Origin of the sequence: Proteus sp. PR00224 (assembly GCF_016238105.1) — a bacterium.
In the GTDB taxonomy this organism is placed as follows: Bacteria; Pseudomonadota; Gammaproteobacteria; order Enterobacterales; family Enterobacteriaceae; genus Proteus.
Genome location: NZ_JAEHQU010000011.1, coordinates 39733 through 66436, shown reverse-complemented (window position 1 = coordinate 66436; position 26704 = coordinate 39733). Strand labels below are relative to the sequence as shown.

Sequence of the window (26704 nt, the reverse complement as noted above, 5' to 3'; positions counted from 1 at the left end):
TGTCCACGAAAGACGGCATCATTTAATTCCACATTCCCTGTTGTGGCATCAATATTAAATCCTTTCTTGCCCGCTAAATAATTAGTGGAGGTTATCTTTTTACCTACTGATAATTTATCAATAGTTGCCTGACTAAATAACGCATCATTGAAAAAAGCTTGTCCATTTTGGATCACAAACGGTGTCACTACTTTGCCGTTTAATGACGATATCACCGCAAAGTTTTGGGCATTAACCAGAAATTGGCTATTTCCTTGCGCATTGACTCCTAATCCAATGCCAGTAATGACTTTATTTCCTTTGCTATCTTGTTGAACTTTCATTGTCCATGATGCCGAAATTTTGCCATTTATGTCTGTGACCACTTTCGAAGTTTGTTCGATTTTGGCTAAACTTGTACCCACTTGGCTTTCTAAGCGAGTGACCTGCTGGGCGGTAGAGGTCACTTTACCTGAAACCTCAGTCACTTTGGTTTCAAGTTGATTTACCGCATTCGCCGTTGCATTGGCTTTCTGTTCGCTGGACTTAGGTACTTCATTCGCCACAAACCCTTTCGGTGCCACAGATTGTTTGTTATTGGTATAAGTGCTGGTGATAATTTGATGGTTAACACTTTTGTGTTTAGTTAACTGATATTTTGCCCCTCCCCGTAAATAAATATATTCCACAGAGCCATTCGTTAATTGAGCTGGCCCCATCACAGGGGATTGATTTGTCCATTTCCAATCAAAGTTATCAATGATGCGGTTTTCAGACTGAGTTCCCCATCCAGAACCACTCACTTGCCATTCCACAATCATGGCAAAACCTTTGGTGCTGTGAGTCGCATAGCTGGGTTTATTATCTGAATATTGTCCTAAGGTTCTAAAAACCTTAAAGGCATAACGTCGAGAGGTTACTAAAGGCAAAATAACCGGATAATAGGTATTTTCATTGAGTTTCGATAAATCTAAATCCACCACCACAGATCCCGTTAAATCGGCTTTTACCGTCTCTAATTTGCTGGATAACGCTTGTACTTGAGAGGTTGCGGAGGTGACTTTGCCATCGAGATTAGACACATGCGTATTTAACGCATTTACCGCACTGCTATCAGCTTTTCCCTTCAGTGTTGAACTGAGGGCTGAAATATCTTTCGATTGTGCTTGCTGTTTCGAGGTGAGGGTTTCTAGTGATTGATTAATCGCAGAAACATTCCCATTCATCCGTGTTTCCAATGACTGTCTGGCTTTGGCTTCCGCTTGGTCGCCTGTAACACGCGCTTGTTTCTCGAAGGAGATAAGTCCTGCGGTGACTTTCGATAAATCATTGCCGGTATAATCACCACGAAGTTGAGTGGCTAAGGATTGCCGTTGTTGTGCTTCGGTTTGATCACCCTCAATACGTGCTTGTTGCTCTTGTTTGATTGCAGCGGCCTGTGCTTCTGTTGCCGTTGAAACTTGCTTCATCCTCTCAGCCAATAATTTTTCTGATTCCTCCCGTTTTTTTTCACTTTCTTCAATCGTCGCGCCTTGCCTCATTGACTCCTCTAAAAGCTTGTCGTGATTTATCCTCATTAGCTCATGTAATTCTGTAATATCGATTTGGTTAGCTTTGCTGTTAATTTCACCCAATAGGTCTTGTGCAAGTTGATCTCGGCTAATTTGCCCCGCTAATTCCTCAAGAATTAAATCGGTTTGAGAAGAGCAAACACCCGAAGCTTCCACAAACGGTGATTTACCATAGCTGTTGATTGTTCGAACATAAAAATAATACGTATGCCCTGCTTGTAAGTTCTCTTGCGTCCAGAAATTCCCTTGGCCAACTTTATTTGTTTTGGTGATCACTTCATTTTCAGAAAGATCAGCGAGCTTTTCCTCACTAAACCAAAATTCAAAGGTATAACCAAAGACAGCGCTATCGCCTTGTTTCGGTGCAATGGTCAGATTAAATAAGCCAGAGGTAACATCAATATGCTCTGGAGGCGGTGGTGCTTGAATGGCAAAATCACTGATAGCGGGAGCAGACATCGCGCCTGCCACGTTTGTAGCTCTGATTTCAACACGATAAGTCCCTCGCGCTAATCCGTTAATATCAACACGTTCAGCTGGCACCTGAATAGATTGAATAACGTTGCCTTCTTGGAGAATAGTGACGGTGTTATAGCGCACATCAGTAGCAACATTCTGCCAAGAAAGTGTACCTTGCACGATGTCACTGACGGCAAGTGGAACAAAGGTCAGATTAATCGGTGCTGCTACACCACCAGTGGGCAAACTCACAAACGGCGGACGCTCAAAAGGCTTGCCAATCACATCTTCATATAGATAGGCACCATCCTCTTCCAACGTTAAAGCCACACCGTCTAATGCATGAAATGACCATTCGGCAATACGAAATTCCAGCCCACTAATCCCCAAAGCCGGTAATTCTAAAAGCACAACTTCCCCAGGACGATAAGCATAGCCGTCTAAGTTCATGGTCAATTGAACCCGTCTTCCGGCTTTCTTTTTACGGAGATATTGGCGGGCTAATCGTTGGGCTTGGTAAGGGCTGGTGACAAAACGATAGTCGATGTTCTCCCGAATTTCTAAGCCATCCTCTTTCACCCATTCGTCCACAATCACAGGCGTGAAATCCGTTTTTGTGTACAACTGTTCGGCATCAATAAACGTGCCATACACCGCATTGGTGGCATCTTTTAAGCCTGTTTCAGGGGTACAGGTGACGGTGCCAATCAATTGTGATTCAGTGATGGTTTTTATTGCAGGTCCATAATAAGCACCGATTTGAATACCGTGTTTTCCTGCGGTAAATGTCGGTTCAGCGTTAATACATTTGTGCATCGCTTCCAAGACACTGGATGGACTCTCATTTAAATCATAGGCGCCATTAAGGGTATATCGCGACTCAAATCCGCCTTCCGGCAGACTCACTTTTTCATCACATAAATCAGCCGCCTGTTTAAAACTGTCAAAATCAATATCTGTATCAGGTACTTTTAAATAATGGCGGTAATAATCCAAAATGACTAAGGCCCCATTGTTACTCCACTCGGTTTGCCCAGTGCGAGGATCAAACAGATGTTTTCCCCAAACTTCACATTTCACATTGGGTAATCCATAAGGGAATTTTTCTTGGTCAAACGTAAGTGTCACACGTAACCACGCCAGACCTCGACCAATCATATCCTCTTTCCATGACGGGCAATTTTTAAGCATAAAGGGATCGACATCTTCCCTGTCATTATGCAACTCCACTTCAACAACAGGTGCCGTGATTTTTAAACTCTTCAACCAAAGGTGTTTAACTTCATGAACGGTATATTCACCAAACGTCTCAATTAAATCGTCCCCTAACCAAATCTTCCCGATTTTCTCTATGGGGTGCCCAGCAAGCGCTAATGCTAGTGTGATTTTTTCGTTTTCATCTTGTTCACCCGCTTCTTCTTCGGCGAAGAAAAGCAAACCCGATATCACTGTTTTTCCGACAATTACGGTTTCAGGCGCAGACGATGAACGTAACATCTGTTTGCGTTCACTGGTATCTCGATAATTCATAGAGGGAAGTTTCGGCTTAAAGATAAGCGAACCCGCGACTTGAACCGCAACGCCTGCTGCCATCAGTGCCATGCCCATCGCCGAGGTGACACCTCCGGTAAACAGCCCCGCAATCATTAAGCCCGCACCCACGACTTTTGAAATTAATCCACCACTCCCACCCATTATTCCACTCTCCACGCTTTGATTGGGGTAATCTGTACCGGCTTTACACCTTGTGGCGTTACTCCCCAATAATGCCCCGCCCAAACTACCGCTAAACTGTCACCGTCCTCACCTTTGAACAGTACGAGGTCGCCACGCTGAACGCGCTCAATCTCAATGGATTTGAAATAGCGTGAAACTGCTCTATCAAGTGAGCCAAATTTAGATTTGATCAGGTTGAAGGCTTCAGCTTTAGTTTTATAGTGATTGAGATAAGGCTTTATCGGAGAGAAACCACATTGCGCGTCAATACATTCCGAGGCAAAAATACAACAATCAAATTCACCCCATGAAAAAGGGCGACTCATCGCCGCCCTTATGGTTTCAGGTAATTTAAGTGTCCAGTTAGGTTGTTTCATTATCAAAACACCTAAAAACAAAAAAGTCGGCATAATGCCGACTTTCATACATAATATTTATCTTTTAATTAGAATCGATAGCCAAGACCGACCGTCCATGTGCCTACTTTAACACCATCCAATTTGCTATGTTCATAAGAAGTATCAATAGCAATATTCGGGAATGGGTTAAATTGAAGCCCTACACCATAAGCAAATGCTGATTTACTTTGACTCTCTTTTTCGTGATAGCCAAGGGCATTTAATTCCATCTCAGCTTTACCATGAGCAACGCCCAATAAACCATAGGCACTAATATAATCATTAAAACGATAGGTTGGTCCTGCTGTGAATGAATAATAATCTAAATCACCATTCCCTACAGAACGAGAATTGAATCGATAATCATAACCTTGATGTGTATAAGCAAAAGAGCCAATAACACCTAAATGATTATCGAATTCATAGCGATATTTGACATTAAATCCTTTCGGCTTCTCTTTTAGTTTATCGCCATCCGCTTTGACATGACTTTGTGCATAACCTAATGAAAGCGTATTTTCACCTACGGCTTGTGCACTTGCTGCGCATAGCGATAGACTTGTCATAATAAGGGGAACTAAAAGTTTTTTACTCATTTCGTTTCTTCCAACAATTATTTATAAATAAATGCAGGTGCATCTTTCTTGCTGCCCCAATAAATCGCCCGTTCAGCCATTTGAGCAACATAACGAAAGATACGATCACCTTGTCTTCGAGATGACCACGACTCATCGGTGAATCTATCGGGTAACCCGATTGACCATCGCTCGAATCGATTAGAAACATTAACACATACGGCATTTTCTTCGCCAGACACCACATTAATCGATGTGATTTGTCCGACAAATAAGACTTCAGCAAGCAACGGTTTCCCCTCTTCGCCGATGGCAACCATCATCAACCGGACTTCGCGCCCTCGGCTTTGCTCATTCATCACCATTCCCACCAGCGATTTATCAAAACCCGCTAATTTAAGCTGTAATTGTGGGGGACTGGTTGTCTTATTTTCTTTTAGCTGACTGATTTCGCCTAAACTTCCTACACCTAAATAGGTTTCCCCCGCAATAATCAGTTGCCCAACGCCGGTATGCGCACAGGTCACACCTGATTTCAAATCGAGTCTGGCGGCTAAGACAATATAAGCCCCCTCATTAATCGCGTTGACCATACCGTCAGAAAATGGATGATATTGCATTAGTACAACACCTCCTCAAAAGATAACGTGATATGGGTATAACCCAAGCGACGATGCTGAAACTTCCCCTGTTCATTATCAACGAGCCGGAATACTCCAAAAGGACGCTCAACCTCGAGCATTTCATTAACGGTAGGAGACGTTCTTAACATCGGTGAAATAGGAATATTTGCACGCCCATTATTGTCACTGACCACATCCGCCACCACCATTTTGAGTTCATTACCCACAGTTAAACGATCCCCTTGCTGTAACACTCGCATATTGCGCTTCCAGTCCTTTGTTTCTAGCCGATGACCTAATTGGCTCGGTATTGCAATGCGAGGCGAACCATACCCATAACGCCCTTTTCTTATCCAACTCGATATTTTGACTCGCCCCGACATGCCATCCAATGAAGCCACCAGCGCTTCTAACTGGCGCGATTTCTCTTCATTTAAATTATTGAATGTCAGCTCACAACGCCAACGACTTCCCGGAAAGCGTACCGTTTGGCTACTTCCATTAAACGGCGAGGTAAAGGTTTTGCTGTTACTCAATAATTGCCAGTTTTCCTGCGTGGGGATCACCTCTTTTGGCCATTCAAGAATAGACATTTAGACTCCTAATGTTCTGCGTGCTGCGCCATTACTTTGAAAGTCTTGTAACATCATCGCGTGAGCTTTCTGTGCGCCGGCTTCTGTCCCTTGTTGTGCGGCTTCTTTCATTGCCTGCGCAAGTACAGCGTCACCATTTCCTGTCACTGTAATATGATTAACGACCGTCATTTGCACACCACTCGCACGGGCTAACGTCGGTTGCGGTGTAACCGGTATTCGCCCTGCAACCGCCCCCACAACGCCCCCCGAAGCATAACCTTGCGCAGCATGCATTAAGCGATAGAGATTGCCGACACCCAATTTAGCCGTCGCTTCTTTGGTAAAAACAAACTCGCCACCATGCACAATCCCTTTAGGCTCAAATTTCCCGCCATGCCCCGTATAACCACCGTAAGCATGCCCTTTGCTCATCCATCCCATATCAAATCCCATTGCTTGTCCACCTGCTTCAATGGCTTTGAAAACCAGCATTTTCATCACCATTCGAGTGATATCGGAGATCACCGCATTGGCAAAATCTTTAAAGCTTCCTTTCCCCGTTAAAGCAAAATCAGCTAACGCATCAGACATATTATTAAGGGCATTGGTAGTGACGTTTCTGACGTTCTCCATCACATCCATGGCTGACTCACTGAAATCCGATAAGCCTTGTTTGAATCCCGCCATCGGATCACCTTTCATGGCTTCTCGCTTCCTCAACTCTGCCTCAATCTGCTGTTTAGTGAGTTCGACATTGCGTTGTAAGTTCGCCAACTCTTTCTCGCCTAAATCCACACTGGCTTGCTGATACAGCACATCAATCTGACGAAGGGCATTAAGCTTCTCTTGCTCTGCGCGTGACTTTCCTATCAAGGTGGTTTCAAATTGCATCTGCTCAATTTCTTTACCCCGATCATAAGCAAATTGCGCAACCGAGTTGGCACGCGCTAGATCATCAATGGCTTTGGCTTTTTCTTTTATCGTCTCAATCGCTTTGGGATCGATTTTTAAGATGGCATCAAACTTATCTTTATTTTGTTTGATATCAGCTAATGCGGATGTGTATTCATTAAAGGAAGAGGTAGTGCCATACAGCTGAATACTTTGCCCATCTGCAATCAGTGAGGCTTGTTTTTCCTCTAATTCCGTTAAGATTTTGGTGTACTGCTTGGCGTAATCAATGGTTGATTTTGGTGTTTTAGGTGGCTTAAGTTTTTTAGACTGTAAAGCAAGTTGGGCTTCAATTTCAGCTTGTAACGCTTTGTCATACCCCATCATGTCCGGTGTGATTTTTCTACTCGCCAATACATCTTCTGCATTGAGTTTAGCTAAAGCCTTACCTTCTGCTTTAGATTTTTCAATAGTACGAAGAGAAGCATCGATTGATTTTTGTGCATCATCAGAAACAACAATTAACGATTTTGCCGAAAACTGCTGTTGCTCTTGGGTAGCTGAACGAATGGATTGCGCTAAATTATCAAAAGCAGAACCTTGTAGATGGAGTTTACCAATCAATTCATCAGATTTTACAGAAGCATCGTAAATACGGCTGGCATAAAGCGCATAGGCATTAGAGACCATCCCGTTTTTTTGAACTTCAGCATCAAGCAATAATGCCATTTTTTTACGTGTAACTTCTAATTCTCTATTCTTTGTTTCAAGATCAGCAGTTACTTGGAGTTCATCTTTTCTAGCTTTAACTACTTCCGCTGAAAATGACTCGTAATCTCCTGTATAATAAAAAGAGATGCCTTTATTTGGCCCACCCAAATCCGATGATTTTTTTAAGTCTTCTTGCTTTCTCTTTAGCTCTTCTATTTTCTCAATTTGTGCATCTAAACCTTCAGCCAGTTTTCCGATTGAAGCTTGACGCTCAGCATCACTTAATTTATTTAATGACTCCGTTGCAACGTCTAATGACTCTGCATACTCAAGAGCCTTTTGTCTTGATTGTTCTGCTTGTTGTTGCCACTCATAATAAGCCATTGCCCCCGCAGTCAATAATCCTGTCGCAATCCCAAGAGGCCCACCAAGAAAGGCAAGTGCACCACCAAAACTTCGCCCTAATGTAGAACTGGCTCTTTGTGCCGCATTCAACCGTTGTATCGCTAATGTTTCTGCATTTGTGGCTGACACAATAATGGAAGACTGCGCTTTCATTCGCATTCGAATACTACTGCGTTGTGCTTCTGTCTGAGCGAGTTGAAGTTGCGCTTGTAAAGAACGCATTTCAACACGGGCTAGCTCTAATTCAGCCGTCATCTTGGCTTTTGTGGCTTGAGCGGCGATTAAATCTTGTTGAACTTTTAATTTCGTTGCCGCAGCTTGTGCATAAGTGGCTTGAGTCCATTTGGCTATTTTTATTGCAATAGTCGTCATGGCTAAAGCTTCCGTTACTCTCATCACTTCAGAAAAATGATTCGATAATGCAGAAAGCCCCGTTGTTAAAAGCTGAGTCGCGCCTGTACTTTGATTCGCTTCACCGATAAATTTTGTCATCGCCGATTGAAGATTAGTGAAACCTTGGCTAACCGTTGTCACACTGGTGGCGAATTTTTTATCCACACTGTCAGCTGCACGCTCTAAGGCTTGAATGACTTTCTCTATCGTCATTTCACCGTCTTGGGCTTTCTTCCTTAATTCGCCCACACTGACATCCATGCCGTCGGCAATGGCTTTCGCTAACGCAGGGGTTTGCTCCATCACCGAATTCAGTTCTTCGCCACGTAACTGACCCGAGGCTAATGCTTGACCAAATTGAGTTAATGCCGCTTGGGCTGCGGTTGCACTCGCTCCTGAAATCGCCACGGCTTTTGAGACGGTTTCCGTGAGTTCAGCGACTTTTTGCTGACTTAAGCCTAAGCGATCGGCATTATCCGCAAAACGTTGATAAACCTGTGCTGTGGCATCCAATGATTGATAGGTTTTTTGGGCAATATCATAGACCGCTTGTGTGGCTTTATTTAACTCAACGGAGCTTTCTGTCACCAGTTTTAAACGGTTCTGTAATTCCGTCCAACTATCGGCATAATTAATTACTTGATGAATGGATAATGCACTTGCGGTGACACTCGCAAAACGGGCAAAAAGTACCGAGGATTTTGTGGTTTGCGATACCATTCGCTCTTGCTGTACGGTGATAGCTTGAAGGCTGACGCGAATACTTTGCCCAAATTGTTCTGTTTGGCGCTGGCTACGGTTGATCGCATTTGTGAAATTTGCCGTATTCAGCGTCAAATCAATATTTAATCTACCTAATGCTCCCGCCATAAATTAATTCCTACACCTGAATAGAATTAAGATTTTCACACCATAAATGTGTAATAAATCAATTATATTCACTATTAATTTAATTATTGATAAACTGAAATTTCGAATACTAGAGGAGATATTTATGAGACTTATTCTGGCGTTATTGCTACCTTGGTTACAATTTTTCACGATTGGTCGCCCATTTGCTGGCATCTTCTGCCTTATCCTCCAAATCACCTTAATCGGATGGATCCCTGCGGCCATCTGGTCAGTTTATGCCCTTTCCCAATACAATACGGATAAAAAAATTGAGAAAATGTCTCGCGGTGGTTAACGATTAAGCCCCACTGATGTGGGGCTATCGATTAGCTAATACACTCTCAGTGACGTTGTCCCACAGCTCTTCTTCCGTAATTTTCTTCTTCCACATCGGCATAAAATCCACCAATTCAGGCGGAGACGTTTTCGGATCACGATTTATCATCGCAAGAAGATGCGCCACTTGTGCCATCCGATAATCCTCTCGCCATAAACCAAAGGGTTGTTTGCGATAAAAGGCTTTATATTCACACAAGTGGCTTTCAGGCATTTGTTCGATTTCTGCGAGCGTTTTTCCCAGTGCCAGCGACAATATCAGTTGGAATTGTCGCCGTTCTCCAAGTTTTTTTCGCTATTCCCCGCTTCTGCTGTAAACACCGCATTAGAAAACCCTTGCCCTAAACGATTAAGACCTTTTAAGTCTTCTTCATTTTCAGCATCAAAAAGCAGTTCTCCTTTTTCATCACATAACTTAAAGGCCAACATTCTGGCGACATCATATTCATCGTAGACACGATTTATCGCCTCATTAAATTGCTCGGGATCGTCTTCATCTAAATAAATGTCCTGCGCTTCGGCGAGCTTAATTTTAATTTGGCGAAGTTTGCGCTGAATGTAATTCATGGTGCCAACATCCAGCTCTTTGACATAAAAAGTGTTGTCTAAATAGGTAAAAGGCGTCACTTTCAGTGCTTGGTTTAACACTAATTCACGCAATAAAGTGTTAGACATAATCACTCCTAAGTTTTTTTATCGAAAAGGGAGAAGAGAAATAATGAGGTGGATGAATTAAGGGTTATTTCTTCACATTCAAATAATCACGGCCAGACAATTTAATCGAGATCCCCGAATCCATCATTTGCCCCACACTGCCGTCAATGTTCATACCCGTTTCGACGGAGCCGTAATAAAACATGGAGCCCTCATCTCGTGTTAAGACCATTTTCACCGCAAATTTTTCTTTGCTGTTTTCATATTTACGCAAGAGTCGTTGCACCTCACTGGAGCTATAACGTAAGAAAAAGGTCAATTTAATTGAGCCGTATTCCGTATCGCCGGATTCATATTCCTTGCCATCACTGCAAATGGTAGTGACATCAATTTGTTCGGTTGTCGAACCGTCTTTGCTGAAACTTTTTACCGCACAAAAGTTATTAGACCACTGAATACGTTGCGCCTTAGCCTCTGCAAAATCCGTGGGTAGTGTTTTATCGCTCCAATCCACTTCGTCACACAGAGTCACTTTGTCGCCATCAACTTGTGCAACAGGAAAACGCCCATCTAACTCCCCGAGTCCCGATAACATAATCATGTCATCCGCTTTCAGCTTATTATTGGCAATGGTAATGGTTGCGGGTGATAACGTCGCTTCCGTCGCCGTCATCGCCTCCCCTAAGCCGGTTTGCACAAAGATCTTCGTGCCGAGGAAAGGGGTTGCTTTATGGTTCTTTGGCTTTGTCATATCCATTCCTTATTTATCTGATGAAATCATTAATTCAAGAACAAGCCGATGCAATTTGACATCCGCTTCATACCCAAAGACCGCATTCACCCGTTGTGCGAATGGGATCGCCGCAACAATCTGAGCCTCGATTTTTTTACGCAATACCATCAGAGGTTGTGGCTGGGGCGCATACACATCAAGTTGCACGCGATAGTTATCTAAATCCGCATCCTCCAGCGCACTGTTAGGTGTGATGCTGGCAAACTGGATCACAATGGCGGGATAATGCCCTTTGCCTTCAGGTAATACCTGAAAAAAAACCCTTCCATCGACAAGCGGTGAAAGGGTCTCTTTTAATTGCTGTATCATGATCTCTACCTTGTTTTTTCAATATCCTCTTTGAGTGTTTGAACAATCACTTTAGCCGTCGCTTCCTTTTTTGCTTCAAAGCTGGGGCGCATAAACGGTTGTGCGGACATCTTGGCGGTGCCAAACTCGACAAACCACCAATAAAACGGATCATTTGGGTTCAATGCTGCACTTTTCCCCGTTGCTTGTTTAAAGGCAGACACCTTTTTACCCGATAATGATTTTACCCAAATGCGCGTTTTAACTTGCCCATTACGCTGCACTTTCGTTTTAGAACGAATATTGCGCTTGATGGTGCCCTTGCGTCGATGCGGTACCGTTTCCTTAAGGATAGGCACTCGATGTTTGATTTCTTCTTTTAACGCCGAAGCACCTGCATTCATCGCCTTACGCGCGCTTTGATTTCTGGTTTTACGGGCGATACCTTGCATTCGTTGAGCGAGTTCAGACAATCCACTGATTTTAATCTCACCCATCATTCACGCCCTCTTTGCACATCAATTGAAGCTCACGATGACGCTCATCAGGGTCAATAATCGAAATAATATTAAATATTCGCTTACCCCATACAATACGCATCCAAGTATCAATATCAGCGATATAGCGAATAAGAATTCGCGTTGTGGCCTCACTTTGTACTTGCTGGGCTTGAAAATATTCCCGTCCTTGATAAGGCATGATCGCTGCACGTACTTTTGTCGCATGATCCGTCCAAATCACATCACTGCCACTGATGGCATCAGGCGCTAATACTGATTTTTGAATATGAATAGTGTGGCGTAATCGTCCCGGATCCATTAACTACCTCGCCAATTTCGACAAAGCAGTAACAATCGTTCTACTGCTTTATTTTCATATAACGGAATTTCACTTTGGCTGGTTCGATGTTCAAACATATCCCCCAGCACCAAAAGCATGGCCGATTTCACTTCATAAGGGATATCATCGGGTGATTTCCATGCCGGTTCATCACACCATCTCAAACAATAATTTAATGCGCTTTGAGCATAAAATAGAATCTGCTCATCACGATCATCACCGCTGTATTCGAGATGCTGTTTTAATAAAGAAAGAGGAATGACATCTAAGATATTCATGATGTAATACGGGATAGTTACCTACCCCGACCTATTACTTAAGCACTTCTTCCAGACGTTGGAAAAGTCCCTTTGATTAAGGCTTGAGGGCGATAATGGGCTAATGCTAAACGCTCTTCACACAAAATGGTCAGCATATTCTTCACAAAGTTATCACGATCTTCTCGACTCACTTCGATAACTGCATTCATTCGATCCCATACTTGAGACGCCAAATCAAATGCACCAACAGTAAACTCACCTTGTTTTTGTGCTTTTGTTGGAACAACAGGTAATCCCCACATTACATTTGAAGTAAACGCTTGTGGGCCCCCGAAAATATAACGCCCTTCTTTATCTTTCATTAACGCAATTGCATGCCAATCACGAGGATTTAAAATAATACCAGAGGCGCTAAATTCAGATTCTGTTACCTGATAAATGGCATGAGCAATCAAGTCAGCATGCGTGTCGCCCGTAGCACTCAACGTGGTATCATAAGCAGTGGCAACATGGTTAATCCCCGTCAAATTATCCGCTGTACCGTCACCATTGAGTAATTGCTCCTCTTCCACTAATGCTAAGCCATACAATAAGCGGTTATTAACGTAAGACTGTAACTGCACAGCATCATCCATCACTTGGCGAGACGCTTGGATCCAATGAGCAATAGTGATCACATTTGCCGTTTGTTTTTCAAAAGTCAGATTAGATTCTGGTTTTTGAGCCTTTTCTTTCACGGGTACCGCGCTATTGGTAAACAATTTTTCACGTACATATTCCAGTGAGTTACTGGAAATACGACCTTGAGCTAATAAATCGCGGATAACTAAACGACGCATACCCGGCATAATAATACCCGGTACTTGCATCGGCTGAATGAGAACACCGGCTGAGCTCGCATCACTGCCTAATGATTTATTAAAGGTTTTCACTTCATAAGAAGCCTGACTCCCATTCCATGATTTTGTCAGCGCTTCTGCTGCTCGCTCAGAAAAATCTTTTTTCGCATTAGGATCATCAGCACTCGTTGCTCCTTTCTGTTCTAAATCAAACAGACGTTCACCGGCTTTTTTTAATTCCTCTTGAACTAAGGCTAAATCTGTTTGTAATTGCTTTGAAACTGCGCCAGTAGCTTCAATTTCTTTCTTCTGTGCATCGAAGAGTTCTTGCACCTTTTTTTGTGATCCTTCGATGGCTTCTTGGATAATAGCTAAGTCAGACATATTCTATCCTTTCAGATTAAATGCATTAATTTGGTTAACAATGGATGCGACTAGGGATTGTTGAGTGTCATCGGACTCACTCCGAATAGCGGATTTGAAGCGGGAAATAAAACCAACTGCTTCTGATTTTGATAAACCGGCTGACTCTCTCAGCCAATCCTCAATATCTCGGATCGTTAATAACCCATCGATGCTCTTGAGTGATGAAACCTGTGCTTGGTCATTAGCGGGAAATGTACAAATACTAATTTCACGTAACAGGGAGATATTTTTAAAAATACGGCCTGAAGGTGTTCGCTCAAAATCATTACGCAGACAACCAAATCCGATAGAAAGCCCGTCAACCGTGCCATGCTTCATTGCCGCTTTTAGATCTTGAGCCGCACTATGACCGGGTGTCAGTTGTCCTCTCACACGTAATCCTTTTTGATCTTCCTCCATGTACTCCCATTTCCCCACAGGAAGCTCCCAGACTCGATGGTTATAAAACATAGCAACTTTTTGTTTTTGCTTATCTAAAACATGCTTAAACGCACCGGGTAAAATAATGTCACCATCGAGATCTTGATGACTAAATACAGAGGCATAACCTTCGAAAACGCCTTGTGTGCCATCACCCGTAAATTTGATTTCCGCTTCATCAAAATTTAGTGTTTTTCTAATATCAGGCATTGAACCCCCATAAATAATTAAGCCCCACTTTCGTGAGGCTCTTTATTGAGTTGGTTAATCGGTAAATATTGTGCTTGCCGGTAAGCGACATCTCCACCTTCAAGAGGAGGATAATTATCGAGCCGTCGCATTTCATTAATAGTTCTTAGCCCCGATTCTCCCATCGCTTTCATAAACGCGGCGCGTGAAGTGGAATCGCCTCGCAATAATCCATCAAGGTTATGTTCAGCATGGTATTTCCCCACCTCGGGTGGTTTTAGAAGCCAACGTGCAATGCAGTTTTCCCATCGGGAGATATAGGGTTGTAAGGTATATTGAAGAAAGCCTAAGTTTTGTTGCTCAATACCTGTTCCCCAACTTGTTGATTTTTCAACATCACCGACTAAATGCGGGGGAACACCAAAGAAACGTGCTAATTCACTGACTTGAAATTTGCGGGAAGACATTGTTTCTGCATCTTGAGGACTAACACCAATATCTTGTGCTTGAAATCCCCCTTCTAAGATCCACAATCGTTTTTTAACGGGGCCACCCGCAATTTCTTTGAAATTCTCTTCAAGTTGGCTACGTTGCTCTTTATTTAATACCTTATCACCCGTTGTTAGAATTTTAGGAGACTTAGCCCCATTGGCATAAAACTCACGTTGTTGATCTTCCATCGCAACGGCCGTGCTTGCTGTCTTACACGCGTAAGCAATAGGCGACAATCCGACTAACCCATTAAAACCAAATCCTTTTAAATGAAAAATTTCATGTTGTTTAAATTTCGCAAACTCATAATCACGCTGATATTTATAGATAATATTCTTCCCCTCCATGCGTACATCCATATTGGCAGACAGCAGAGGAAGCAAGCTGATCACATCACCGACTTTATTTCGCTCAATCAACGCGAAAGCATTACCATAAAAGCAAAGCTGCATAGTCATTGCCTCTCGGAATTCTTGAGCCGTCATATATTGATTGGGCGAATATCGCAGTAATCGAGCCAATGGGTTACTTAAATCAACTTTGGTTCTATTTCCCTGTTTATCCGTTTCGAACACATCCAGTGGCAAACAAGCCGTTAACGTCGAAATTAAGCTAACACAACGCCAAACCGTTGATATTTGGAGTATTCGCTCATCATTTACAGAAGAATCACCAAGCGAGCCTTGCGCTGAGATAACGCCTGATTGTGAACCTTGTTCAGGTGTCACGAGTCTTCCCCCAACAAAGAAGGAAGCCAGACGCGCAAACCAACCATGATTAGTGCGCAAATCGATTGAATATTGTTTATCTGTCATCACATACTCAATGGGTTAGAGAAAAAATCTTCAAGGTTGCCATCATCAACCTCACCTTCCGCAGCACCAATCGCCATTGCTGATGCCACCACACCATCAATTCGACCGGTGCTTTTTTTCTTGGCAAAGACGCGGTTATCTTTTTGGTCAGCCTCAAGCACAGCGGATGCGGCATTCCATCTCAAACAAGGATTGGTGTGGATCTCAATCTTCTTGTCATCAATGAGCTGTTCAAATAGTTCGATAGAGTGTGGCATCCATAGCCCTGAGTCCTTAGCTTTGTAATATCCTTGTCCATGCGGAGTTAAAGGAACCGTCACACCCGCTTCATCGAGTTTGGGTTCAAGGTATTTAATGCGATAAGGGTCAAAGGCAATGGCTCTCATGCTGACGTGCATCGCCATTTCAGCAATGCGTTCTGCCACAAATTCATATCTCACCGCATTCCCTGGCGTGGTATGCATAAAACCTTGCCTTACCCATAAGTCGTAAGGCACTCGGTCGGTTTTCGCTCTATCCAATAAGGTGTCTTTGGGTGTCCAAAATTCAATGTAAAGACGTTTGAGGCGAGGAAAATACAAGGCTAATGCGGTTAAATCTTTGGTTCCCGATAAGTCCAGCCCGCCATAACATTCTTCACCTTGAAGATCATCGAAGGTGAACGTATTTTCACACTGCATCCATGTTTCACTGTTAATCCATGGATTATCGGCATCCACCCACTGACAAAAATTAAGCCGACGCACAATGCTTTCTTTTGCGGGCATACCTCGAGCTTGTGTCACTTGTTCACGTAAGTAGCGATCAGAAAAGGTGTAGCCCAATGACGGATTGGCTTTCTCCCAGCAAGACTCATCCTTAAAGGGATCATCGCCCTCATCCAGTGAGCAAATATAGGAAAAGAAGCTGTCGTCTTCGATAGTACCTTCGGCGACTTTTCGACCGTATTCATGGTAGTCATAACACACGCTGGTTTTATCATGGCCACTATTGGTGATCATAAATATCAAGGCTTGTCGCCGACCTTTAGTACCCGCTCGCATCATCTCAACGGCAGTATTATTTTTGTGCTCATGAATTTCATCAATCAACGCACAATGGGGACGAGGCCCTGATTGCCCATCATCTGAGCTAATCGGGCGAAAGAATGAACTCGTTTTCAAATAAGCCAAGTTCCACTCTTTACCTGTTCCGCCTGATTTGGTGATCCGCTGACTTAATGCGGGAGATTGATCAACCATCGCCACCGCATCACGAAATAAAATCATGGCTTGGTCTTTTTTCGTGGCTGCCGCATACACTTCGGCACGCGGTTCACTGTCGGCGACTAAACAATACAGCCCAACGCCACCCGCCATCGGTGATTTTCCTGAGCCTTTGCCTGATTCAACGTACACCATGCGAAATCGGCGTGTACCGTCAATCATTTTCCAGCCAAAAATGGAGCCAATCACAAAGCATTGCCAAGGCAATAAAATAAACGGTTTTCCTTCATGCTCCCCGCCATTGAGCTTTAAGACTTTCGCGAAAAAATCGATCACTCTTTTGACGGCCTCGACATCCCAGACTAATCCTCGTTGCTCGGCTTCGTTTAAATCTTTAAGATGACGCGCACATGCATGACGAATATCAGGCCCCGCTAAGATTTTTCCTTGATGCACGTCTTGCGCGTATTGCGTTGCGGGATCAACCGAAATATTGGTTGAGCGGATCTTCCTCTTCTTCTCCACCATCCATCTTCACCTTCGAACGAGCGGCGGGGGTTAAACCAAACTCGACTAAATAACTTTTAAAACGGCGATCTGCATCAGCTAACATGGCAACGGCAGGATTCGCTTTAATTAAAAAATCCCCTGATTGCGTTTTTGTGGTGTATGTCCGACCTTCAATCGCAATGGTGTCTCGCAATTGAAGAATATCGGCGTAGATATCACACAGCCGTTCTAATGCCAGCGTGTCAGCCACAGTTAAAACACCCATTCCATCGAGTAGTAAGGTTAATTTTGCCCACGCCATTTTCCCCCAATCCGTTAAATGTTCGGGCGGGCTTGGAATTTCACGTTTGGGCTGGGGTTCTTTATCGTTGAGTTTTCGTTTTCCCGGATTACCGGTGACCACCTTCAAGTGGGTCGGTTTCGGGCGTCTTCCTGCCATCGGAACCTCCCAGAAAAAAACTTTTCATTTCGCGGTTGTGCACACAAATGAGGGTGCTAGGTAATCAGGGCAAAAGTGTTTGAACTTTTACCCTGCCCCCACCCTGTATTTCATGGTGTTATTGATGCCAATGAGAATTGGGATCGAGTGGAATGCCATCCGCATTACAACCTATGACTTTGCCACTCTTTTCGATACGTTGTTTGGTTGAGTTATGATGCAGTTCGCATAAGCTTTGAAAGTTCTTTGCGTCCCAGAATAAGGCTTGAGCTTTTGCGATACGTTCTTTATCACCTGATTCAAGTGCTTCTTTAAGGCGATGCGGAATAATGTGGTCAACTACGGTGGCAGCAGTAATACGTCCTTGCTCTTGGCACATAACACAAAGTGGATGTTCATTGAGAAACGCTAATCGCACCTTTGCCCAGCGACCACCATAGACATTGCGTTTTTTCATGGTTTATTTCTGACTGCACCATGTTCTGTTATTTAACTCACTCATGGCTTTTGACCATGCTTGACGTTCAGCTTCCCTTGCTTGCATTAACTCAGTAATGATGGCATCTTGCCGATCAGCTTGTCGGTGCAACTCTGCCAATTGAGTTTTGATGCCCTGCTCTAATTTATCGATTGTAAGCACACCACCAAATACCGCATCTCCTGACACTGATCGCGCTGATTCTGACTTCACACCAATATCTTGCATTAGCTTTTTAATGTGAGTGAGTTGCTCTTCTAACTTATCTAACTCCGTCATCTCAATTTTGTTAGGGATGTTGATAGTGAGCTTTTTAGGTGCATCCAAGTTACCTATAACAAACTTAAAATACCCATCTCGATCATAATAACCTTCATAAGAATTCGTCTTAACATCAACGGAGCCATCATGTTTAATATTCACAATCATTAAATTTCTCCAATAAAAAAGCCACCAGCGGTTAACTGATGGCTATCTATATAAACTCTATCAACATCACTCAATGAATCACATTTATACACAACATTTCTGACCTACTAACCTTAGTAAAGTAAAATGAATCCTAACTTTTTATGGCACGAGGTTTGTTCATGCGTAAATTCATTGTAACCAAAAAGCACATATCCGAATTCCCCAATCCAATCAATTTCAACAAAGGAGACACTATATCAATTGGTGACGAATATGTAGGTGATGAAGGGTGGGATAACTGGATTTATTGTAACTTTAATGAAATTCAAGGATTCGTCCCTAAACAACTCATTGATTTTATTGATAACAATCAAGGGGTAGCCAATGAAGACTACACAGCACATGAGCTTTGTGTTGCTCCTGGTGAATTACTTTTCTCATCAAGAGAGTTAAATAATTGGATTTGGGCTAAAAATGAAAATAATGAGAAAGGTTGGGTGCCACTTTCAAATGTATCAGAAATCATAGAGTAATCATTACTATCTAATTAATAATTTTGTTTTCTATGTTTTTTAACTTATGTTGCAGGGCCTTATTTTAGTAATTATACTTAAATTTCTATCAACCCAGAGTTGATATCTAATATTCATTTTAACCGCCCTGTGGGAGCTCAAACTCACAAGGTTATTTTTATAGATTAAAACCCCGCAATGATACCGAATATATTTAACCCACTATGTTTTAATCAAAAACATTATTAATAATTGAAGTGACTATCGCTGTACTTAATGCGATCAATACCAAATCATTTCCAACAATGCGCCATTCGTAACCAGGATAGTAAGGTAATTGGCTAAGCATTTTTTCAGGAACCATTTTCTTCGCAATACCCGGAGGCAATGGCTTTCCTCTTACTAAATTTTTAGCAATACCTGGAGGGAGTGATGAATATCCAGTAAATCCACCATTCAACGCAATTGCTCTAGCCTCATAATAAGATAGAGAAATTGAGAAAGAGGTTTCATTATCAAAGTGATTATTTTGTGATTTATTATGCCATTTGTTTGGCTTCTCTCCTTGATATCCTTTATTTTGACCTCTTCCATGCCCATTATCTGGATCTGCATAAGAAGAAACAGATATCATCGACAAACCTATAATCACCAACAATAAGTTACTTATTCTAGAAAGAATACCCATGACTATGACCTCAGCAATTAATTTTTCACAGAATATCCTTCGAGTTACACAACTACCATAAGTAATACTCCTAGAAAAAATAGCTGACAGGTGTCATTGTTGCTAACTTAGTTGCGAATACATAACTAAGTCTTTTTTTATTTCAAACACTCCAGCCTTATATAATCTTGTAGCCCTAATATCATCTGCTCTGACTCTGCAATTCGCTCTATGAGTAACCAATAATTTCTGATAGCGGTGTTAGTAGGTCGGGCGGTGGTTGCATAAGCCAAGCTGGTGGAGGGAGTGGTTTTGCTTTTTGGGCACTCGGCTTTGATATACACCCGCTCAGGATGACGCTCACTAATATCACGCAAGCGACTAATTTCATTCTTAACATTCACTAACTCCTGCGTATATTGAATATCCAGTTGGTTTAACCGCATTATGCGTGCTTGATAATCAGTATTAATAGATTTCTGTTCTTCGAGAGCCACTGTCAGTTTTTTGTTGGTATCTATCAGTGAATTAATCCTGTTAGCTTGCCTGTTAATCACCCAATAGCTACCCACAATAATGCCTACCATCGCGATGATGGTATAGAGTTTCCCGTATTTCATGATTAGTACCGATGATATGAGAGTGCAATCTGACAGCGTTTTTCTAAACTAACTTGGTCTTTAGTACATGAGTTATCAATCAAGAGATAAATACCACCAGCGACTGTAATGAGTAATGCAAGAATAAAGCCGATAATGATGATTAAAGGTTTCCATGACATAGTGCTGACTCCGCCTCTCGACGACTGACAAGCCCTCGCCAAACCTTTCCTCCTGCATAAACCCAACGTTTTATTTCTTCACAGGCACCCGCACTATCACCCGCGTTTAATTTCTTGAGTAATGTTGAGCGAGCAAATGCTGTCGTTCCCACATTAAAAGTAAAGGAATATAAAGCAGCTTTGGTGTAGTCATCGAGTGGTACTTTGATTAATGCATCGACTTGCTGTTGTGTCTTAATAAAATCGTTTTGTAAAAACGCATCACATTCTTGTTGTGTGTATCTCTTACCTTGAATAATGTCTTTACCTGTGTGTCCGTAACAAACCGTTAGAACACCCGCCACATCACGATAAGGTTTATAACGCACACCTTCAAAATGGGCTATTACTACTAATGCGATGACTGTTGCTCCCGCAGTTGTTAGCGCCGCTATTTTCTGTTTGAGAGACATTAAATATCCTTTGGCGCTTTCACCATTAATTCAGCAAGCCTTTTTAACGTTTCGGTCGGGTTTTGTGGGTCAACATGACGAACAAGCTCTTCAAATAATTGAGTGCGTTTTCGTTGCTCTCGACGAGTCATAAAGTAAGTGGCTAAACCCAGAACCATGCTGAACGCCATCCCGATAACAAATCCCCATTCATATAAAGAGAGGCTTGCAAAAAATGCCGTTAGGCCTGCTGTTCCGTAAGTAACATTAGTTAATTTTTCCATACGCATAGTCACCCCCAGAGGAGTGTCCGTTGATGATGAGTGTGAGAGAGTTAAATATGTGAAGGTGAAACTTGAACTAACGTTATGATTTAGATTAAAACGAAAGTTTACAGTTCTATTAAGGATAATGTTTTTACAAAAAAAACTTATTTGACTTAGTGCAAATTTCTATATTAGTAAAACGAGTAAACTATGAGAGATGGCTAAAGTTTAGTTGATATATAGCTAATCTATTTTAGTTATCGATTGCTTCTAATTATTATATAGTATCGCTATTAAAGCCTTCGTCCGAGGGCTTCTTTTTTATAAATCTCATGAAACGATCGTTACTCTCCCTAAATCACAGCATTCATTATCTAAGGTAAGGTTGTCTCTTCTAAAATTTAAGTAATACCTTTAGAAAAACTGTTTTTAAAATTCTTTTTACTCACAATATGAGTAACATTATCTTAATGTGAATTTCTCTTGGAATATGTATAAAATATTTTTCTGATATATATCCATAGCATAATACAAATAACAAAAACATTAAAAATCAAAAAGTTAGATAATGACAATACTCCACCATGAATAAGCATTGGTATTAAATTAAGTAGTACAATGGTAAATATCAACCAAGCTATTCTTATTGATTTAAACATTACTTTTGATTCATGTTTATCCGCATCCGCTATAAGCTTATCTGGTTCTTTAATTTTCATATCGCCTCTTATTGTTATTCAAGCCTCATCAATATAAAAATAATACTTATTAGTCTTTTTACTTTAAAGATGTTTTTATTATAAGATCACGATCATTAAAAGACTCATATATTAGATAGCTTATAAAGTTAATTTAAACCAATAAGTTACATTCAAGAAAGACTAGCATATTTTGAATGAATTAATGTTAATAAACCTTCAGGCAATTGCTCTTCCAGTGACGCATTAGAAACAATCACAAGACCATACATAGATATCCATGTATTCGTTTGTTGTAAGTGCCCTTGAATAAATTGCTTCGCTTTCTCTAACAAAAACACACAACTCTCTTGTGTGTTTTTACGCCAATAGGATTCAATCGCCACCAGCAATGGAGCACCAGCATCACTAATTTTTTGCAAGCCGATTCGATATTGCTTTTTACCTGCGGGAGATGTCGTACAAATTAGTTGTGTGAGTTGTTGAGTTTCGCCATCAGCCGTATGGATATTCGCCGTTAAAATGACGGAGGTATTCTTTTCACTGTCTGTTTCTGATGCATAGTGAAGACTAAACTGTAATTCGCTTATCTCTTTTGACATAAATATTTACCGATTTATTTAGATGAAACAAATTGATATTTTTATATTACAATTAATTATTTTTGTAATATAGTTATTGAATTTTCATTTTATTTTGTTTATTAATAATAATGTCATTAATGCTGTAGATTTATATATTCTAATTTGTTCATTTAGTTAATATGATCTCTTTTTTATATGTTACATAAATCAGCATGATTTTCCGTTTAATTCGTTTAATCCATCTATCCCAGATGGATTTTTTTTATCCTTACATAATGAAAATATCCTCATGAAATATGAAAGGATTAAATTAAACAAAGTCTAATAAAAATACATTCTAGAAATTATAAGCTTATTTATTAAATCACACTCAAACTAAAAATGATAAATTAATAATTCCAAATGATAATTTTCATTCTTTTTGTTGTTTTTTACTTACTTCGTGTTATTTTCAATAATGTACATTACAACTCACATTAATTCTTCCTTTTCCCACCTACTTACCGTAGGTGGTTTTTTTATTTATCAACGTTTTATTTTTTATTATTCAAGCTATCTTTATTAATGATTTTTTACATTTAAAATTAGGAAATTAAAAATATAAATTTGTGATCAAAATCAATAAAATCATTAACAACAAATATTGACCATTATAAAAAAATAATTTATTAATAATATCGAAATTAATTATTTATACAAAATGTGTAATCATTGATTTCAAAAATACTTATTTAAAACAAGTATTTAAATTCCTTCCTACTGCATATTTTATTTGTTTTTTTAAATCCATCTCACTCAGATGGATTTTTTTTATTATTCTTGTTTTTATGATTTTTTGATATTTTTTTATTACAACCCTTCTTTATTACCATATAGTTATTGCATTTTTATTTTGTTTATTTTATTAATAATACTGTTAATGCATTAGATCTCATTTAAATATTTATTTCATTTAATTGTCCTCTTTTTTGTAGATATGTTCTCTTCATTATATGATTGGTACTAGTTGTACTTTTAATCCATCTTCTCCTGATGGATTTTTTTTATCCTTAAAAATCCTTACCCATAAAAAAGATACGATTATTTTTATAATACTTTGATATTTTTTTATCTCATCTTAATAAAAAAAACAAAAACCATAGAAATTTAAATTATTTTATAATATAAAGAAAATTCATAATCTTTTTCTTATTATAACTATATAACCCACTTCCCCCAACTCATCTTGGGGGCTTTTTTTATTGGATGATTTACTTAATAAATCGGCTTTGTCTATTTTTACATTTTTACTGAGGTCAAATTGTAACGTAAATTGCCCTTGGGATATGCATCAGTGGATCCATTTATCATTGTCTTCTTCTGGTTTTTCTTCTTTTTCCTTTCAATCAATAAACGACTTCCTTTTAATGACAGAGGTTCATTTCACCATCTATTTCTAAGGCATACTGTAAACTAAAACTATAATCCGCCATAACATTTACCGATTTATTTTAGTTAATAAGGTGCCGACTCACAGCTCTTGTGTGAACGGTATAAGTGAGTGTTGATTCTGTGGTCGGCGTAGACGGAAAGGCTACAAAGTAACCTTATTTAATTTAGGGTTGAATATATTGATGAGAATAATTATCATTACATACATATCAAATTGACAGGTTTGATATGAATTAGTACGACATGACTTACATTGCTTCTTGCGTTTATTTTATATGCCGATATGACTCCTAGCGTATCGGCATTTTTTTATTGTATTGAGTAATTATAGTAATAATTTAGATGTTATATCCTGACACAGAACTAAATCTAATCTGACAGTTCTCTCAGTGCCAGAAGCGTATATTATTTCAACCACGTAACGATAATTCTAACACTGCAAATATGTGCTATATTCATCCTACTGATTATCTAAATTTATGATATTAACGCATACTTTAATACGTAGATTCACGAGGTTTCTATGGATGTATTCGTCACTAAAAGTACCTTATATTCTATATCTGGAGTATTAGACATAGACTATGAAAGTTCATCTAGAGCAAGTAAAGCTATTGATGAAATAATAAAAAAATACTCAACAATTCCAATACTAACTACTCCAGAAAAAAAGGCGTTAGCTAGAATGATAGTAGTGAATACCATTTTAAATTCAGAAACACCAGAAAATATAAAAACTAAAGTTAAAAAAAGTATATACGAGAAAGCAAAAAAAGAACGAGTAATTTTTTTACATAAAAATCCGACATATCACTACTACAATAATTGTCCTAAAATTACGTCTGATTACAAAAATTTCACCATTCCTGATGAAATACCAGAAGATAGAATTGATGAATATAGACTTTTTTTCATTGAAAACATGGAGTTGTTTTTTCAGAATGTAGACGTGTTTTATCTAAATGTCGCTCACAAATTTGGTGTTAAAATTAGTGCTGTTGGTAGAATGAATCATAGGAACAGTGGTCGCTCAAACACTCAAGATATGTTGAAATTACTTGAGTCAGATAATGAACCATGTACAGAAAGTATTTTAAAAGCATTGGCTTTATTTCAAGAAAATAAAAAGTTAATAAGAATGTTTGGTAATGCCTCCCATTTACGTGATAATTATTTAAGATTGAAAAGAATAAATGAGGAAGAACATTCTATTATAAGTGAATGGCACCATATAAAAGATAAGGTAAAAGGTGATATATTCCAAAAAATCACAAAAATAAATAAAATAACTGACAATATATTCTCAGACAAGATTCTTGATGCATTAGGTTTTTTTCCATGTACAACCTGCTTAGAACTAAAGAAAAAAACTTTACTTTGAATTGATTGAGATATAAAACCAATTTTCCAATTGCGCTCTACCTACATGATCTGTCAATCAAACTCTCTGTTAATACAATTTAGAACCCCTGACAAAAACAATTAAGGCTACACATTTGCGTAGCCTTAATCTTATTCACATTATCTAACTCAATTAACTTTTATCTTTATTCTCTATCGCTATTGTTTGCCGTTTTTCTTCTTCAGGTAATTCATACTCAATAGCAATAGTCAGAAGTCCACTTGATAAATCGGCTTTTTCTATTTTAACATTTTTACCGAGGTCAAATTGCAATGTAAATTGCCCTTGAGATATGCCTCGGTGGATCCATTTATCATTGTCTTCTTCTGATTTTTCTTCTTTTTTCCCTTCAATCAATAGACGACTACCTTTTAATGAAACCGATAAGTCATTTTCTTGATATCCAGGCACACTTACTGTCAGTTCATAATGGTTATCATCAATCTGTTTCAGGTTATAAGTCTGTACAGGTGATGCAATGGGCTTACTGCCTGTTAACTGACTAAACAGGCGATCTATTTGATCAAAACGGTTTGAAAGTAAGTTGTCAGATAATGTTGGGAATAATGAAAAAGGTTTAATGTTAGGCATATAACTCCTCCTTCAGTATTTAGTGAATTATGGGTGGTATCTTATTTACCCAAAATATAAATATGAACGAGCAAGTGTTTTTCAAGCCCTAAAACCTAAATTTTTTATCTTTAGCCAATATGAGATTGTAGATAGCAAAAACCCCGCCGAAGCGAGGTTTTATATATTCAACTATTTAATGCTTAACTCATTTGAGCTGTCATCACACTTTTGCAAAAGATACATTTTGCGCCGTGTGGATTGTTCACTGTGACATCAAATTGTGATGTTCTATATTGTGAACTGCTACAACAAGGGCATTTAAAATAGAGGCGAATAGTAATAGCGCCTTTAGAGAGCCACCACATTGCCTGCTGCTGGGCCTTTCATACCATTTTCCATGGTGAATGAAACTTGTTGGCCTTCCGCTAATGTTTTGAAGTTATCACTTTGGATTGCAGAGAAATGTACAAAGACATCTTTGCTGCCATCAGCTGGAGTAATAAAACCAAAACCTTTACCTTCATCGAACCATTTTACTGTACCAGTCATTGTATTAGACATAGAATTTCCTTTAATTTATTTAATTTGCCATAAGGCATATGCGGTTTGTTTTGTATTTTTACTTATGGGAATTAATTAGAAGGAATTCACAATGAAGAGGTATCGAGGATAACGCTAAACGGGAACAACTTTAAACTTACTAACATAAATAGGTCTGTACTTCCAAACCAATGACGCTATTAAGCCATAGAAAAATGCAGATAGCAAACTTTATTT

33 protein-coding genes are annotated in these 26704 nt (G+C 39.9%); 3 read left to right on the top strand and 30 right to left on the bottom strand.

Translation table 11 applies throughout. The features are described 5' to 3' along the window. The 6 genes from JEP71_RS16145 to JEP71_RS16120 all read right to left on the bottom strand — a co-directional run. On the bottom strand, nucleotides 1–3704 hold a 3704-nt coding region (locus JEP71_RS16145), incomplete at its 3' end, for a phage tail protein (protein ID WP_198626590.1). After that, nucleotides 3704–4150 (bottom strand): DUF6950 family protein, encoded by a 447-nt coding sequence (locus JEP71_RS16140; RefSeq protein ID WP_232797658.1) that lies wholly within the window; start codon nucleotides 4148–4150, stop codon nucleotides 3704–3706. The genes JEP71_RS16145 and JEP71_RS16140, both read right to left, overlap by 1 nt. A 20-nt stretch (nucleotides 4151–4170) precedes the next feature. Next, nucleotides 4171–4719 carry an Ail/Lom family outer membrane beta-barrel protein gene (locus JEP71_RS16135; protein WP_198626589.1) on the bottom strand — a complete coding sequence of 183 codons (549 nt, stop codon included), beginning with the start codon at nucleotides 4717–4719 and terminating at the stop codon, nucleotides 4171–4173. Between the two features lie 17 nt (nucleotides 4720–4736). After that, entirely contained in the window at nucleotides 4737–5318 is a 582-nt protein-coding gene (locus tag JEP71_RS16130) for a hypothetical protein (RefSeq protein WP_198626588.1), read from the bottom strand. Further along, nucleotides 5318–5914, bottom strand: coding sequence for a hypothetical protein (locus JEP71_RS16125; protein WP_198626587.1), 597 nt, complete (start codon nucleotides 5912–5914; stop codon nucleotides 5318–5320). Before JEP71_RS16125 ends, JEP71_RS16130 begins: the two co-directional genes overlap by 1 nt. After that, nucleotides 5915–9166: a phage tail tape measure protein gene (locus JEP71_RS16120; RefSeq protein WP_198626586.1), complete on the bottom strand. Its 3252-nt coding sequence runs from the start codon at nucleotides 9164–9166 to the stop codon at nucleotides 5915–5917. It lies immediately after the preceding gene. 124 nt (nucleotides 9167–9290) lie between these two features. On the opposite strand from JEP71_RS16120, the gene JEP71_RS16115 reads away from it, so the two are divergent. After that, nucleotides 9291–9482: a YqaE/Pmp3 family membrane protein gene (locus tag JEP71_RS16115; RefSeq protein ID WP_004242485.1), complete on the top strand. Its 192-nt coding sequence runs from the start codon at nucleotides 9291–9293 to the stop codon at nucleotides 9480–9482. Between the two features lie 24 nt (nucleotides 9483–9506). Here JEP71_RS16115 and JEP71_RS16110 read toward each other — a convergent pair whose 3' ends face one another. The 14 genes from JEP71_RS16110 to JEP71_RS16045 form a co-directional block, all read right to left on the bottom strand. After that, nucleotides 9507–9737, bottom strand: coding sequence for a phage tail assembly protein T (locus JEP71_RS16110; RefSeq protein WP_232797657.1), 231 nt, complete (start codon nucleotides 9735–9737; stop codon nucleotides 9507–9509). 44 nt (nucleotides 9738–9781) lie between these two features. Further along, nucleotides 9782–10198, bottom strand: a complete 417-nt coding sequence (locus JEP71_RS16105) for a hypothetical protein (RefSeq protein ID WP_198626585.1) — start codon at nucleotides 10196–10198, stop codon at nucleotides 9782–9784. A gap of 64 nt (nucleotides 10199–10262) precedes the next feature. Then, entirely contained in the window at nucleotides 10263–10850 is a 588-nt protein-coding gene (locus JEP71_RS16100) for a hypothetical protein (protein WP_232797656.1), read from the bottom strand. A gap of 87 nt (nucleotides 10851–10937) precedes the next feature. Next, the gene (gp17, locus tag JEP71_RS16095) at nucleotides 10938–11279 is read right to left on the bottom strand and encodes a tail completion protein gp17 (protein WP_196568630.1); all 342 of its coding nucleotides are present in this window, start codon (nucleotides 11277–11279) and stop codon (nucleotides 10938–10940) included. A 5-nt stretch (nucleotides 11280–11284) separates the two neighbouring features. Further along, the gene (locus tag JEP71_RS16090) at nucleotides 11285–11758 is read right to left on the bottom strand and encodes an HK97-gp10 family putative phage morphogenesis protein (protein WP_198626583.1); all 474 of its coding nucleotides are present in this window, start codon (nucleotides 11756–11758) and stop codon (nucleotides 11285–11287) included. Next, nucleotides 11748–12077 (bottom strand): phage head closure protein, encoded by a 330-nt coding sequence (locus JEP71_RS16085; RefSeq protein WP_198626582.1) that lies wholly within the window; start codon nucleotides 12075–12077, stop codon nucleotides 11748–11750. The genes JEP71_RS16090 and JEP71_RS16085 overlap by 11 nt, the downstream gene beginning before the upstream one ends. Continuing rightward, on the bottom strand, nucleotides 12077–12376 hold the full coding sequence (locus JEP71_RS16080) for a head-tail connector protein (RefSeq protein WP_036935210.1): 300 nt from the start codon (nucleotides 12374–12376) through the stop codon (nucleotides 12077–12079). Before JEP71_RS16080 ends, JEP71_RS16085 begins: the two co-directional genes overlap by 1 nt. Before the next feature lie 38 nt (nucleotides 12377–12414). Next, nucleotides 12415–13581 (bottom strand): phage major capsid protein, encoded by a 1167-nt coding sequence (locus JEP71_RS16075; RefSeq protein ID WP_198626581.1) that lies wholly within the window; start codon nucleotides 13579–13581, stop codon nucleotides 12415–12417. Between the two features lie 3 nt (nucleotides 13582–13584). Beyond that, nucleotides 13585–14253, bottom strand: a complete 669-nt coding sequence (locus JEP71_RS16070; RefSeq protein WP_020946083.1) for an HK97 family phage prohead protease — start codon at nucleotides 14251–14253, stop codon at nucleotides 13585–13587. A gap of 17 nt (nucleotides 14254–14270) precedes the next feature. Then, nucleotides 14271–15539: a phage portal protein gene (locus JEP71_RS16065; RefSeq protein ID WP_198626580.1), complete on the bottom strand. Its 1269-nt coding sequence runs from the start codon at nucleotides 15537–15539 to the stop codon at nucleotides 14271–14273. After that, the gene (locus JEP71_RS16060; RefSeq protein ID WP_198626579.1) at nucleotides 15539–17272 is read right to left on the bottom strand and encodes a terminase large subunit; all 1734 of its coding nucleotides are present in this window, start codon (nucleotides 17270–17272) and stop codon (nucleotides 15539–15541) included. Before JEP71_RS16060 ends, JEP71_RS16065 begins: the two co-directional genes overlap by 1 nt. Continuing rightward, nucleotides 17226–17693, bottom strand: coding sequence for a phage terminase small subunit P27 family (locus JEP71_RS16055; protein ID WP_063693331.1), 468 nt, complete (start codon nucleotides 17691–17693; stop codon nucleotides 17226–17228). Before JEP71_RS16055 ends, JEP71_RS16060 begins: the two co-directional genes overlap by 47 nt. A gap of 118 nt (nucleotides 17694–17811) precedes the next feature. Continuing rightward, a complete protein-coding gene (locus JEP71_RS16050; protein ID WP_072071139.1) occupies nucleotides 17812–18150 on the bottom strand; it encodes an HNH endonuclease in 339 nt (112 codons plus the stop codon). A 3-nt stretch (nucleotides 18151–18153) separates the two neighbouring features. Continuing rightward, complete coding sequence (locus JEP71_RS16045) at nucleotides 18154–18600, bottom strand: hypothetical protein (protein ID WP_198626578.1); 447 nt, start codon at nucleotides 18598–18600, stop codon at nucleotides 18154–18156. Between the two features lie 161 nt (nucleotides 18601–18761). On the opposite strand from JEP71_RS16045, the gene JEP71_RS16040 reads away from it, so the two are divergent. Beyond that, the gene (locus JEP71_RS16040) at nucleotides 18762–19115 is read left to right on the top strand and encodes an SH3 domain-containing protein (protein WP_198626577.1); all 354 of its coding nucleotides are present in this window, start codon (nucleotides 18762–18764) and stop codon (nucleotides 19113–19115) included. A gap of 208 nt (nucleotides 19116–19323) precedes the next feature. Here the strand turns inward: JEP71_RS16040 and JEP71_RS16035 are convergent, their stop codons facing one another. The 7 genes from JEP71_RS16035 to JEP71_RS16005 all read right to left on the bottom strand — a co-directional run bounded on the left by JEP71_RS16035 (nucleotide 19324) and on the right by JEP71_RS16005 (nucleotide 22539). Then, nucleotides 19324–19782 carry an anti-virulence regulator CigR family protein gene (locus JEP71_RS16035; RefSeq protein ID WP_198626576.1) on the bottom strand — a complete coding sequence of 153 codons (459 nt, stop codon included), beginning with the start codon at nucleotides 19780–19782 and terminating at the stop codon, nucleotides 19324–19326. Nucleotides 19783–19919: 137 nt separating this feature from the next. Then, a complete protein-coding gene (locus JEP71_RS16030) occupies nucleotides 19920–20381 on the bottom strand; it encodes a lysis protein (protein WP_198626575.1) in 462 nt (153 codons plus the stop codon). Nucleotides 20382–20383: 2 nt separating this feature from the next. Then, entirely contained in the window at nucleotides 20384–20542 is a 159-nt protein-coding gene (locus JEP71_RS16025) for a hypothetical protein (protein WP_175304872.1), read from the bottom strand. Next, entirely contained in the window at nucleotides 20524–20994 is a 471-nt protein-coding gene (locus tag JEP71_RS16020; RefSeq protein WP_198626574.1) for a lysozyme, read from the bottom strand. The genes JEP71_RS16025 and JEP71_RS16020 overlap by 19 nt, the downstream gene beginning before the upstream one ends. Beyond that, on the bottom strand, nucleotides 20994–21263 hold the full coding sequence (locus JEP71_RS16015; protein ID WP_046334538.1) for a bacteriophage protein: 270 nt from the start codon (nucleotides 21261–21263) through the stop codon (nucleotides 20994–20996). The genes JEP71_RS16020 and JEP71_RS16015 overlap by 1 nt, the downstream gene beginning before the upstream one ends. A 443-nt stretch (nucleotides 21264–21706) precedes the next feature. Then, complete coding sequence (locus tag JEP71_RS16010; protein WP_198626573.1) at nucleotides 21707–21958, bottom strand: hypothetical protein; 252 nt, start codon at nucleotides 21956–21958, stop codon at nucleotides 21707–21709. A gap of 152 nt (nucleotides 21959–22110) precedes the next feature. Beyond that, nucleotides 22111–22539, bottom strand: a complete 429-nt coding sequence (locus tag JEP71_RS16005; RefSeq protein ID WP_198626572.1) for a hypothetical protein — start codon at nucleotides 22537–22539, stop codon at nucleotides 22111–22113. A 1936-nt stretch (nucleotides 22540–24475) separates the two neighbouring features. Between JEP71_RS16005 and JEP71_RS16000 the strand changes: the two genes are divergently transcribed. Next, nucleotides 24476–25333, top strand: a complete 858-nt coding sequence (locus tag JEP71_RS16000; RefSeq protein ID WP_196736436.1) for a hypothetical protein — start codon at nucleotides 24476–24478, stop codon at nucleotides 25331–25333. A 153-nt stretch (nucleotides 25334–25486) separates the two neighbouring features. Here JEP71_RS16000 and JEP71_RS15995 read toward each other — a convergent pair whose 3' ends face one another. The 3 genes from JEP71_RS15995 to cspE all read right to left on the bottom strand — a co-directional run bounded on the left by JEP71_RS15995 (nucleotide 25487) and on the right by cspE (nucleotide 26488). Further along, entirely contained in the window at nucleotides 25487–25945 is a 459-nt protein-coding gene (locus JEP71_RS15995; protein ID WP_072070436.1) for an Hsp20 family protein, read from the bottom strand. 182 nt (nucleotides 25946–26127) lie between these two features. Then, the gene (ymcF, locus tag JEP71_RS17605) at nucleotides 26128–26292 is read right to left on the bottom strand and encodes a cold shock small protein YmcF (RefSeq protein ID WP_088495869.1); all 165 of its coding nucleotides are present in this window, start codon (nucleotides 26290–26292) and stop codon (nucleotides 26128–26130) included. Next, a complete protein-coding gene (gene cspE / locus JEP71_RS15990) occupies nucleotides 26276–26488 on the bottom strand; it encodes a transcription antiterminator/RNA stability regulator CspE (protein WP_006537195.1) in 213 nt (70 codons plus the stop codon). Before cspE ends, ymcF begins: the two co-directional genes overlap by 17 nt. Between the last annotated feature and the right edge of the window lie 216 nt (nucleotides 26489–26704).